10 protein-coding genes and 1 riboswitch are annotated in these 11,871 nt (G+C 58.7%); of the genes, 5 read left to right on the forward strand and 5 right to left on the reverse strand.

The annotated features are described in order from the left end of the window. Positions 1-180: 180 nt before the first annotated feature. The 4 genes from metK (at position 181) to HPT27_RS01915 (ending at position 3,712) form a co-directional block, all read left to right on the forward strand. On the forward strand, positions 181-1,374 hold the full coding sequence (metK, locus tag HPT27_RS01900; protein ID WP_172238148.1) for a methionine adenosyltransferase: 1,194 nt from the start codon (positions 181-183) through the stop codon (positions 1,372-1,374). A 186-nt stretch (positions 1,375-1,560) separates the two neighbouring features. Continuing rightward, positions 1,561-2,472 carry a glutaminase gene (locus HPT27_RS01905; RefSeq protein WP_172238151.1) on the forward strand — a complete coding sequence of 304 codons (912 nt, stop codon included), beginning with the start codon at positions 1,561-1,563 and terminating at the stop codon, positions 2,470-2,472. A gap of 333 nt (positions 2,473-2,805) precedes the next feature. Further along, positions 2,806-3,198 carry a nuclear transport factor 2 family protein gene (locus tag HPT27_RS01910; RefSeq protein ID WP_172238154.1) on the forward strand — a complete coding sequence of 131 codons (393 nt, stop codon included), beginning with the start codon at positions 2,806-2,808 and terminating at the stop codon, positions 3,196-3,198. 10 nt (positions 3,199-3,208) lie between these two features. Further along, positions 3,209-3,712 carry a GNAT family N-acetyltransferase gene (locus tag HPT27_RS01915; protein WP_328819928.1) on the forward strand — a complete coding sequence of 168 codons (504 nt, stop codon included), beginning with the start codon at positions 3,209-3,211 and terminating at the stop codon, positions 3,710-3,712. 102 nt (positions 3,713-3,814) lie between these two features. On the opposite strand, the gene HPT27_RS01920 is transcribed toward HPT27_RS01915, so the two are convergent. Beyond that, positions 3,815-4,960 carry a serine hydrolase domain-containing protein gene (locus HPT27_RS01920; protein WP_172238157.1) on the reverse strand — a complete coding sequence of 382 codons (1,146 nt, stop codon included), beginning with the start codon at positions 4,958-4,960 and terminating at the stop codon, positions 3,815-3,817. Between the two features lie 76 nt (positions 4,961-5,036). Beyond that, positions 5,037-5,336, reverse strand: a complete 300-nt coding sequence (locus tag HPT27_RS01925; protein ID WP_172238160.1) for a hypothetical protein — start codon at positions 5,334-5,336, stop codon at positions 5,037-5,039. 221 nt (positions 5,337-5,557) lie between these two features. After that, a riboswitch (S-adenosyl-L-homocysteine riboswitch) is annotated at positions 5,558-5,675 on the forward strand. Positions 5,676-5,706: 31 nt separating this feature from the next. Here HPT27_RS01925 and ahcY point away from each other — a divergent pair. Then, on the forward strand, positions 5,707-7,107 hold the full coding sequence (ahcY, locus tag HPT27_RS01930; protein WP_172238163.1) for an adenosylhomocysteinase: 1,401 nt from the start codon (positions 5,707-5,709) through the stop codon (positions 7,105-7,107). Between the two features lie 171 nt (positions 7,108-7,278). On the opposite strand, the gene HPT27_RS01935 is transcribed toward ahcY, so the two are convergent. The 3 genes from HPT27_RS01935 to HPT27_RS01945 are packed head-to-tail and all read right to left on the reverse strand — an operon-like array spanning position 7,279 to position 11,870. Beyond that, positions 7,279-9,372 carry an FHA domain-containing protein gene (locus HPT27_RS01935; protein ID WP_172238166.1) on the reverse strand — a complete coding sequence of 698 codons (2,094 nt, stop codon included), beginning with the start codon at positions 9,370-9,372 and terminating at the stop codon, positions 7,279-7,281. Beyond that, entirely contained in the window at positions 9,369-10,277 is a 909-nt protein-coding gene (locus tag HPT27_RS01940) for a PP2C family protein-serine/threonine phosphatase (RefSeq protein WP_172238169.1), read from the reverse strand. The genes HPT27_RS01935 and HPT27_RS01940 overlap by 4 nt, the downstream gene beginning before the upstream one ends. A gap of 33 nt (positions 10,278-10,310) precedes the next feature. Beyond that, on the reverse strand, positions 10,311-11,870 hold the full coding sequence (locus HPT27_RS01945; protein WP_172238172.1) for a hypothetical protein: 1,560 nt from the start codon (positions 11,868-11,870) through the stop codon (positions 10,311-10,313). Between the last annotated feature and the right edge of the window lies 1 nt (position 11,871).

Raw genomic sequence — 11,871 nt, forward strand, 5'->3', positions numbered from 1 at the left:
CCTTCCGCGGGGCGCTAGTGTTCCACAGCAGCGTTAGACCGGCCAGTCATCTGTATAGGCAGTATTGGCGTAATAGGCACAGCGCGGCCCGGGTGATTTAGCCATCCAAACGCTGTACAATGCGCGACCACCGCCGCCGGCCCCCGGCCGCGGTCTCCCAATTTTGCTGAGGTTGTACCCATGTCCGAGTACCGCGTATTCACGTCCGAGTCTGTCTCTGAAGGCCATCCGGACAAGGTTGCCGACCAGATTTCCGATGCCGTGCTGGATGCCATCATCGCCGAAGACCCGTATGCCCGCGTCGCCTGCGAAACCCTGGTCAAGACCGGCGTCGCCATCGTCGCCGGTGAGGTGACGACCTCGGCCTGGGTCGATCTGGAGCAACTGGTACGCGATGTCATCTGCGACATTGGCTACACCTCGTCCTCGGTGGGCTTCGACGGGGCTACGTGCGGCGTGCTGAACCTGATTGGCAAGCAGTCGGTCGATATCGCCCAGGGCGTCGACCGGGCCAAGCCGGAAGATCAGGGCGCTGGCGATCAGGGCCTGATGTTCGGCTACGCCACCAACGAAACCGATGCGCTGATGCCGGCGCCAATTCAGTATTCACACCGGCTGGTCGAGCGCCAGGCCGAGGCGCGCAAGAGCGGCCTGCTGTCGTGGCTGCGCCCGGACGCCAAATCGCAAATCACCTTCCGCTACGAAAATGGCAAGCCGGTGGCGGTCGATGCGGTCGTGTTGTCGACCCAGCACAACCCGGACGTCAAATACAGCGATCTGCGTGAAGGCGTGATGGAGTTGATCGTCAAGCAAGTGATTCCGGCGCACTGGATTCACAAAGACACCCAGTTCCACATCAACCCGACCGGCTCGTTCATCATCGGTGGCCCGGTCGGTGACTGTGGCCTGACCGGTCGCAAGATTATCGTCGACTCCTACGGCGGCATGGCTCGCCACGGCGGCGGCGCGTTCTCCGGTAAAGATCCGTCGAAGGTTGATCGCTCGGCCGCGTATGCCGGCCGTTACGTTGCCAAAAATATCGTTGCTGCCGGTCTTGCCGATCGCTGCGAAATTCAGGTCTCGTATGCGATTGGCGTGGCCCAACCGACTTCGATCTCGGTCAACAGCTTCGGCACCGGCAAGATCAGCGACGACAAGCTGGTCGATCTGATCCGTAAGCATTTTGATCTGCGCCCGTACGGCCTGACCAAGATGCTCGACCTGCTGCACCCGATCTACCGTCCGACCGCTGCTTACGGCCACTTCGGCCGCACGCCCGGCGTCATCGAGTACAAAGGCAAGCAGTACAACACCTTCACCTGGGAACGCACCGACAAGGCCGACGCGTTGCGCGCCGATGCCGGGTTGAAGTAAAAGCCGAGCGCGGTAGGGCGACGCTTTTTGCATTAACGGCTCCTGACGGAGCCGTTTTTGTTTGTCCGCGCGTCGTAGGGCGGGTCAAGCGCAGCGGACCCGCCAACTGACAGCACAAAGATCAGACAGCTCCGCTACGCTTGAGCTGCCCAACAATGGCGGCATCAATCACAGGAAGCGCATCGCATGGACGAGCAACAGCTGCTGAACGACATTACCCGCAACGTGCAACCGCTATTGGATAAGGGCCGCGTTGCCGATTACATCCCGGCCTTGGCCCGGGTCAATCCGCGCCAATTTGGCATGGCGCTCGCGACGGTCGAAGGCGAGGTCTGTGGCGCTGGCGATTGGCAAACCCGCTTTTCGGTGCAGAGTGTCGCGAAAACGTTTTCGCTGGCACTGGCACTGGCGGCCGATGGCGAGCGGTTGTGGCAACGAGTCGGCCGCGAGCCGTCCGGCAACCCGTTCAACTCACTGGTGCAACTCGAATACGAACAAGGCATTCCGCGCAACCCGTTCATCAATGCCGGCGCGTTGGTGGTCGTGGATCGCTTGCTGACCCTGACCGGCGACAGCTGGGCCAGTGTGCGCGATTTTCTGCGCAGCGAAACCGGTAACGATCAGATCGATTTCGACGGCGAGATCGCTAATTCGGAAGCGAGTTATGGTCACCGCAACGCCGCCCTCGCCCACTTCATGGCCAGCTACGGCAATCTGGAAAATCCGGTCGGCGACGTGCTGCGCCATTACTTCCAGCAATGCGCGCTCAGCATGAATTGCGCGGAACTGGCCAAAGCCGGACTCTTTCTCGCCCGTCACGGCATTCGTGCCGATGGCAGTCGGCTGTTGTCACGCAGCGATGCCAAACGGATGAACGCGGTCATGCTCACGTGCGGCACTTATGATGCCGCCGGCGAGTTCGCCTACCGCGTCGGCCTGCCCGGCAAGAGCGGCGTCGGTGGTGGCATTCTGGCGATTGTGCCCGGCCGCTACAGCTTGTGTGTCTGGAGTCCTGGTCTGGACAGCCACGGCAATTCGGTGGCCGGTGTCGAAGCGCTGGATTTGTTTACCACCCGAACCGGGTTGTCGGTGTTCTGAGTGGCCGTGTTGGCTTCACCTGCTTGATTCGATTGACCGTTGTAGGTCCGAACCGCGCAGCGTTTCGGACGCATGCAGCATCATTCGTCGTGAACTGTCGCGAGTGGCACAGCAATGCTTTACCGAAGTGGCTCTTCTCAAAATCGCCGTTGCTGCCAAGATGCAAGACCATACCGAATTCGCTCCGGCGCACGCTATTTGCGTCCTCTGCATTGCGAGGTAACTGTGTCCCGACAACATCTATCCCGGGCTCCTAATGTCCTGTTACTTAATGGCCGGGGTCGTAATACCGTGTTCATTCTGGTCCTCAGCAGCCTGTGGAGCACCGCCACCATGTCCGATCAACTCAACGATGATATTGCCCAGCTGATTGCCGTCGACAAGAAAATGCAGCGCGCCTTTGTTGACCGCGATATCGCGTCGCTCCAGCAAATCTTCACCGACGACTACACGCTGGTGCTTGCCAGCGGCGCCGAACGCAACAAGCAGGAGGTATTGGCTGAAGTGCGCGACCCCGCCAATCATTGGGAAATCAACGAAACCAGCCAGTGGCAAGTCAAGGTCTATCGCGATACCGCCATCGTCGTCGCCATGCTGCATCAAAAAGGCGTAAACGCAGGTCAAGCGTTTGACAGCAACGTCAAGTTCTCCGACACCTACATCCGCGAGAATGGTAGCTGGCGCAATCTTCACGCTCATGCGTCAAAAGCGGTGGATGTCAAATGAGTCTGGCCGCGTGCAATCGGCGGTTTGGCATCAGCGCGACTATTGCGGCATGGGCAATACCATGACAACCGTTCACATTCGCCGCGCCGGCATTACCGACCTGAAACCACTGGCATCGTTGTTCAACGACTATCTGCTGTTTTACGGCCGGCCGGACAATCTCGCTGGTGCACAGCAATTCCTTGGCGCGCGCATAACGGTAAACGAATCGGTGATTTTTCTGGCTGAAATCGACGGCCAGATCCAAGGCTTTGTGCAGCTGTATCCCACCTGGTCGTCACTGTCGCTGGCGCAATCGTTTGTGCTGTACGATCTGTTTGTCGCGCCCGCTCATCGCCGCTCTGGCATCGCCACGCAATTGCTCAACGCCGCTACCGACTACGCCATTGGGCAAGGCGCCAGCGGCTTGTCATTGCAAACCCATATCAGCAACCACAAAGCGCAAGCGCTGTATGAGTCGCTAGGTTGGGTACGTGATGTGGAGTTCTACAGCTACTACTGGAATTTGCCGTGACCCGCCATTTCGAAGTACGCAGCAGACATTGAACAGGTCCGCTGGTCTGCGTCGCGAGCTCGCCCTACACCGGAAACTGGGCCAATTGACATGTTACTTCGCTTACAAAGAGGCGGAGAATACGGCCTTGCGCAGTAACCGAAAGGGTAAGTTCTGGCTGGGGTCTGCGTTGCACATGCAGGCAACCGTGGTCCTACTTGGAACATGAGTCGCCAGGTAAGCCGAGAAGCCGCTGACAAAGCCATTGTGCATGGCGATGACGCCGCCAGCCTTCGCTGAGCGATCCAGCATGAGTCCGTATCCGTAACTCGTTTCTCCCATGTTGTTATCTTTAGGGTCAAATCTGCCCTCGGTTATCGGGCGACCATCCTTGAGCCTGGCCGGTTCAAGAAGGGCTTGGCGCGACTCCGCGGACAAGAAATCACCGTACAGGAGAGCGTAATGCCAGCGACATAGATCATCTGCAGTCGTTCTGATCGCGCCAGCGCCTCCAGTCTGTTCAATTGCAATGAAATCAGCGTTTGCAAAAGGGGTCCCGTCGACTTCATTTCCGGTATAGCCAGCGGCTCGACCCTTGACGACCTCGGAGTGATGGTCAAACTCAGTATGAGCGAGCTTCAGCGGCCCAAACAGATGTTGCCTTGCGGCCTCATTCAAGGGTTGCTTTGTGACCGACTCAATGACGGCACCGAGTAGAATGTAATTTGCGTTGCTGTATAGCCATGACGACCCTGATTGAAAGTCGAATAGCGGATTTTGATCAGAAATGATCTTGGCAAGTTCTATTTGTGTGATGGGAAGCTGGGAAAAGCTATCTCCCTGTACTTCATGAACGCCAGCAGTTTGATGAATGAGCTCAAGCAAGGTAGGAGCGTCCTTTCCCTTGAAGAAGCCAAGATGTTTGTCCAAGCGATCGTTTACAGAAAGTAGGCCTTTATCATGAAGCCTCGCAATTAGCGCTGCTGTGAACTGCTTGGTTATGGAGCCTGCACGAAAGATGGTGGATGAGCTAACAACCGTGCCTGTCTCCAGATTGCTTAATCCGTTCATGGCTCCTGCGATAGCTATTCCGTCCACCCATACTGAAATTTGGATTCCAGGTGTTGTGAATTCCTTGATGGACTGGTCAGCGATGCTGGAAAGCACGGACGCCAGTGATTGGCCACCCGATGCGGCCAGAATTGGCAGTGGCAGTGAGCCTGCCAGTAACGATGCCACCGTGCTCTTCAAAAACTTTCGACGGTCCATTTAACTCCCCAAGATCGTAAGTTGAGCGGCAAAGCCCAACAACTTCACCATGAAATGGGCCAATGCAATGGGCTTGCTACCTCAGCGCCACGCCACAATGCTTGCATTGCTTTCTTGTCCAGCCACCGCCAGGAAGTTCCAAACAAGCGGGGCAGCGCCAATACTTCTTAAAAAAGACCACGTAAACAATGGTTCCAAGAAGCATCGGAATAAGTGCGGTCACATAATTCAATCCCAGAAATGAATTGAGATCGGTGAATCCGAGTATCAATCGTGGTGAGATCAATAGAAGCGTTATCGCAGATACAAGCTTGGCCCGCACCATCATGGATGCGTATTCTTCCTTCACTTGAGCTGCTGACTTCTCAGTCTCCATACTTGTTCCTTCTTTAGGGGCTTGCCTGATTTGTTGGCGTGGACCTGGCCCAGCCTATCGAGACCTTTCGGGGCCAGCAAGTTGCCGCTAGTCTCGTTTGCTCCTTCGCCAAATATCAGGGTTGGTTGATAGGAAACACTGTGAGAGGGCTGACCGACCTGCCCGGCTGAGCTACAATTGCCGCCCCGCCAGTGACCTCAGGTCCCCGGCGGTCCTGCCTCCCGTTCGAGGGGCGCTGCAACGGTGGTACATCTTTCCAGATGGACTGGCCGCCAGGCTTGAACGGGGCAACTCGATGCCAACGCTGTCCGGTATCGGTTTCAACGGCGCCCAAAGTGAACTCAACTTGTTAACTTTGGGAGACGTCGCCATGACGAACTTTACCGATTTCCATGTCGCCGACATGAACCTGGCCGCTTTCGGCCGCAAAGAAATCCGCATCGCCGAAACCGAAATGCCCGGCCTGATGAGCGTGCGGGAAGAGTTTGCCAAGCAACAGCCGCTGAAAGGCGCGCGCATTGCCGGCTCACTGCACATGACCATCCAGACCGCGGTGCTCATTGAAGCGCTGGTCGCGCTCGGTGCCGAAGTGCGTTGGGCCTCGTGCAATATTTTCTCGACTCAGGATCACGCAGCGGCCGCCATCGCCGCTGCCGGCATTCCGGTGTTTGCCTACAAAGGCGAAACGCTGGATGACTACTGGGAATACAGCCACAACATTTTCACTTGGAAGAACGATCAGCACGCCAACATGATTCTGGATGACGGCGGCGATGCCACGCTGCTGTTGATGCTCGGTTCGCGTGCCGAGAAAGATCGCAGCGTGATCAGCAGCCCGACCAACGACGAAGAAAAGGCGCTGTACGCCTCCATCGCGCGTTACCTCGACAAGGATCCGAGCTGGTATTCCAAGCGTCTGGCCTGCATCAAGGGCGTGACCGAAGAAACCACCACTGGCGTCAAGCGCCTGTACGATCTGGACCGCAAAGGCGCACTGCCGTTCCCGGCCATCAACGTCAATGACTCGGTGACCAAGTCCAAGTTCGACAACCTGTACGGTTGCCGCGAATCGCTGGTTGACGCCATCAAGCGCGCGACCGATGTGATGGTTGCCGGCAAGATCGCCGTTGTTGCCGGTTATGGCGATGTCGGCAAGGGCTCGGCGCAATCGCTGCGCGGTTTGGGCGCAACTGTCTGGATCACCGAAATCGATCCGATCTGCGCACTGCAGGCGGCGATGGAAGGCTACCGCGTCGTGACCATGGATTACGCCTGTGACAAGGCCGATATCTTCGTCACCGCGACCGGCAATGCCGATGTGATCACTCACGATCACATGGTCAAGATGCGCAACAACGCCATCGTCTGCAACATCGGTCACTTCGATTCGGAGATCCAGGTCGCGGCGATGAAGCGCTACGAATGGGAAAACATCAAACCGCAAGTCGATCACATCATTCTGCCGAGTGGCAACCGCATCATTCTGCTGGCTGAAGGCCGTTTGGTTAACCTCGGCTGCGGTACCGGCCACCCGAGTTTTGTGATGTCGAACAGCTTCACCAATCAGGTGATGGCGCAAATCGAACTGTGGACGCGCGGCAAGGACTACCAGAACAAGGTCTATGTGTTGCCGAAGCATCTAGACGAGAAAGTCGCCCGTCTGCACTTGAAGAAAGTTGGCGCCGAGCTGACCACGCTGACCAAAGCGCAAGCAGAATATCTGGGCCTGAAGCAGGAAGGTCCGTACAAGCCGGAGCACTATCGTTACTGAGTAACGGTGGCTGGTTCTGTAGAGGATAATTCTGTAATAGGCAGTAGAAAAAGAGCCGCAATTGCGGCTCTTTTTTTTGGCTCTGTTTTGATTGATTGAATGTCGACCTGCATCATGGCAATCGGAACCCCTCTGCCCAGCCCTCTCCCGCAAGGAGAGAGGGAGTAAAGGCTACTGCCCTTGCGCCAACACAATCAGCGTGCCGTCCTGATAACCAATCGCGACATGTTCGGCCGTGCTGGCCACTGTTTGCGGCAATCCTTGGTAAGGCAATGCCTGCTGCGTCGACTGTTCCGGCGCCGCCATCGACCAGCTGGTCCAGCCCTGCGCAGTCAGCCAGATCCAAGCTGCGTCGGTTTTGCTGAATAGCCCTTCGCCGTCGGCACCGGTTTGTTGCCAGCGCTGCTCACCACTGTCGGCGGCAATGCCGATGACGGTGCCATCATCCCGGCGCAGTGCCAGTTGATCGCCATGGCTTTGCAGCGCTTGCAGCGTCGCGGCAAACGGCTGCGACCACAGCGGCTCGCCGGCCAGTGAGAAACTCTGCAATTGCCCGGTGGCGGTTTGCACCAGCAGGCGATCGTTCACCGCCTGCACCGGCTGCACCACCACACCGGCCAGTGGTTGCCGCCACAAGGGTTTGCCATCGATGCCGACAGCAACCAGCTGCGGACTGGAATCCACATAATAAATGCGCTCGCCATGCAGCAACGGCGGCGCGGTCATGACCACCGATGGCGGCAGCACCTGACTCCATAGCCAGGCACCGGTCGCGGCGTTTTCCGCGGCCAGCATCGATTGTCCGGCCACAATGAAATTGCCATCGGGCAACGGCAGCACACTGTGCACGGCGCTGATGCGCGGCGATGACAATTCGGCGCTGATTTCACCATCGATGGTGAACACCACGGCGTGACCCGTACTGGTGACGGCGAGCACCCCACCGTCGTTGGCCAGCGGCACAATGTCGGCGATCAAACGCGCTTTCAGATCGTGACTTGCCTTGCTGACGCCGGTCTGCAGATCGCGCCAGCTCAGCTTGCCATTGGCATCGGCAACAACGACCGCATTTTCCAGCAACAGCGGTTTCAACAGCCGGGCATTGCTGGCCACCTGCTGCGTCCAGAGCGCGCGACTGGCTTGTGCTGCAGACGCAGCTGTCGATGTCGGGCGCGCATTTGCCGGCGTCCGACTGAACCACCACCACGACGCGGCCAGCACGGCGATCAGCAGCAATGCGGCCGTTGCCAACAAGGCGGTCTTGTTGCCGTTGCCGGCGCTGGCGCTGCGCTGATGGCTGTTTCGGTCTTTGTTGCTCTGATTTGTGTTGCTACTCGCTGCGCCGCTGCCGCCAGTGCTGCTACCGTCGCGGCGTTTGCTGTCAGCGGTCAGCGTCTTGATCGGTTGCACCCGGCCAGTGACGCGACCAAAACCCACTTTGTCGCCGACCACCAGAACCGCACTTTCGATCCGCTGATCGTTGATGAAGCTACCGTTGCGGGAACCCGAGTCAACCAGCTGCCAGCCATCGCCCTGCCAGCGGATGATCGCGTGCTGACCGGAGACGCTGCCGTCGGCGATCACGAAATCATTGTCCGGACCGCGACCGAGTCGCAGGTCCTGCTGGGTCAGCGGCACCATCAGCATGCTGCCATCCGGCAGATTCACTTCCAGTTCGGCCAGTGGCGTATCTGCGCTGACGGTGGCCAGCGATTGTGTCGAACCAGCTTTACCCGGCGCGCGCGCATTCAACTCGGCAACTGCATCGCGAGTATCGAATACGGTGGTGTGCTGGCGCGGCGTGCCGGAAACGGGTCCCGTGTTGGCTGCGGTATTAATTTCAGCGACAGGTGCAGGTGCAGGTGCAGGTGCAGGTGCAGGTGCAGGTGCAGCAGTCTGACTGGCGGCGATATGTGCGGCCAGTTGCGCTTCGGTGATGGCCGGCCGCAGCACGGTGGCCTGAAAGGTGGGTTCCGGTGCCTTGATCTGGAACGCCAGGGTATCGAAGCGCAACCAATCGCCATCGTGCAATTCGGTTTCGGCGTCGATGCGGCGATCATTGACGAAGCTGCCGTTGGCGCTGCCCAGATCGCGCACGTATAACTTGCCGTCACGCAAACTGAGTTCGGCATGACGGCGCGACACATGCGGCGAGCCGAGCACAATATCAACCTCGGCGGCGCGGCCAAGCACTGCCGTCGCGGTTACTTCAATCGCCGGTTGATCAGCGGCGCTACTTTCCAGGGTCCAGTTCAGGCGGCTCACTTGTTATTCTCTTCGTCGCGAAAAAAGGCCAGCGGTTTGCTCAGCAACTTGCCCGCTTTTTCTTTGCTGCTATCCAGCCAGGATTTGTCCGAATCGGCGCCGGCCGATGCATCAGCTGCCGCCGGTGCGGTTACGGCGCGGCGCACGGCGGTGACGTCAACCGAGCCGGTGGTGCGCAGCTGCAGTGACTGGGCATCGGTCAGCGCTGCAACCAGGATCACCGTCACGTTGTCATTGCCACCACGCTCCAGCGCGGCATTGATCAACGGTTGCAGCGCGCCGGTTGCCGGCGAGGCCCGGCGCAGAATGGCGGCGATAGCATCGTCGCTGAGTTCGCCATTCAAGCCGTCACTGCACAGCAGCAGGCAATCGCCCGGCTGCAGATCATGATCAACCACGCCAACCTTGACATCGGTCGTATGCGCCGAGCCCATGGATTGCAGAATGACATTGCGTTTCGGATGCACGCTGGCTTCGGCCGCGGTGATGGCGCCGCTGTCGAGCAGATGCTGGACAAAGGAATGATCGCGGGTCAGCTGACGCAGCACATTGTTTTGCCAGAGATAAGCGCGGCTGTCGCCAACCCAGGCGATCTGGCAATGCGCGTCGTGAATCTTCAGCGCCACCACGGTCGAGCCCATGCCGGCAGCGCCTTCACCGTTGGCCGCGGCGGTGCGTACGGCGTGATGCGCCTGCTGAACCGCTTCGGGCAAGGGTTGACCCGCGCCAATTGCGGCGGTGATGGACTCGCAAACGATGCGGCTGGCCACTTCACCCGATTCGTGACCGCCCATGCCATCGGCCAGCAACCAAAGTCCGGCCTGCGGCAACGCCAGATAGGCGTCTTCGTTGTGCGGGCGCACGCGACCGGTATGGGTCGCGGCGGCATGGTGCAAGGTGATCATGTCAGCGCGATCATGTTGTTGAGCACCGCGACATCAGAACTTCATCCGGAGTTCGGCCCGAACCCCGGACAAATCGATGCTGTCGCCGTCTTCCTTTTCTGCCTGCGCGATCATGGCATCGGCGCGGAAAATCCAGCGCGACAGAAACGGCCGCTGATAGCGCACGCCCAGGCCATATTGGGCGCCGTCGATGCCGCTGTGTTCGTCATCGTGCCGATCAACCGCCGCGAGTTCGACCACCACTTGCTGATCCAGTGCAAACAGGCTCTCGATGCCGACCGCAATGCCGTAAGTGTTGAAGGCACTGTCATTCAGCGTTGGGTAGCCGGTCAGGCCATCGGATTCAAACAGGATACCGACATTGCGCAGCAGGCCCCCGGTACCGGCGCCGCGCGCCAGTGATTGCGGCCGATCCAGACCGTAGAACAGATTCAGATACGGAATGAAGGTCGATGGCGAGCTGGTGACAAACGAGTTTTCGATAATGAACAAAGTGCCGTCGGCGCTGTTGTCAAAACCGATTGGCGCGGTGTCCTGACCCTGGCTGGCGATGATCCGCAGCGAGTTTGACAGCCAGCTGCCATAACGGCGGGTGAACGATAGCGCAATGCTGTTATAGGACTGATCAAAACCGGCGATGGCGTCGGTGTCGTCTTTGGTGCGGGCGAAACCCAATTCCCAGTAACCGCGATTGGCTTCGACAAAAGCATTGAAGCCAAACACGCTGACCTTGTCCTGTTGCCGGCTGTTGAACGGAATATTGCCACCCGCCGTGGCGTCGGCCAGCAGCGGACTGTTCCAGTCGGCACTGCCGCCAAAGAAAGTCAGATCATAATTGGAGATATCGAGCGCCTTGCTGTGGCCGGCCGGCAAGGTGAACACCATGCCGGTGAACGCATCATCGAGCCAGATGCCGTTGTGGAATTGCAGCGGTACCCGACCGATGGCAAACGGCAGATCCCAACTCTGGGCGTGACCGGTCACGCCCGCGACGATGGCACCGAGATCGCCTTCAAAAAAGGCGGCGTCGATATTGTGGTCGGTTTCGACCTCCGAAACTTCATCGTCGTCATTCGGCGCCGAGAAGATCGAGCGGGTAAACCGGCCATCGTCTTCCAGCGGCGTGTAGCTGACGTGGATGCGTTCGGTCGCGGTGATTTGCCAATCCGCTTCCAGATTCAGCCGGGCCGCGACCTGACTCACCGCGCCATCGCTGTCGATGGCCGGATCATCAATTTCATTGCGGGCGACGGCCAGTCGGGCATCACCGTACAACAGAAACTGGCTGTTGGTCGGATTGCTGGCGCCGAGATAATGGCCCGATGCCGAAATCGGACCGGTATCGTAAATCCGGCGGCCCCATTCGATCGGCGGGCGCGGATTGTGATTTTCTTTTTTGTCACCGTAGATGCGCCGCTGCTCATCGGCATCGTAGGCATCGCTGTATTTCGGATCGGTTTTGAAATCGCCGCTGTCCGCTTCGGCCGGTTTGGCTTTGGCATCCATTGCCGGCGCGCTATCCGATGCCAGCGCAACCGGGCTCAAGCACGCAGCAACGCTCAGGGTCAGCAGGAGTGAGGAGATGGTTTTCATT

The sequence above is a fragment of the Permianibacter fluminis genome (assembly GCF_013179735.1).
Classification (GTDB): Bacteria; Pseudomonadota; Gammaproteobacteria; order Enterobacterales; family Permianibacteraceae; genus Permianibacter; species Permianibacter fluminis.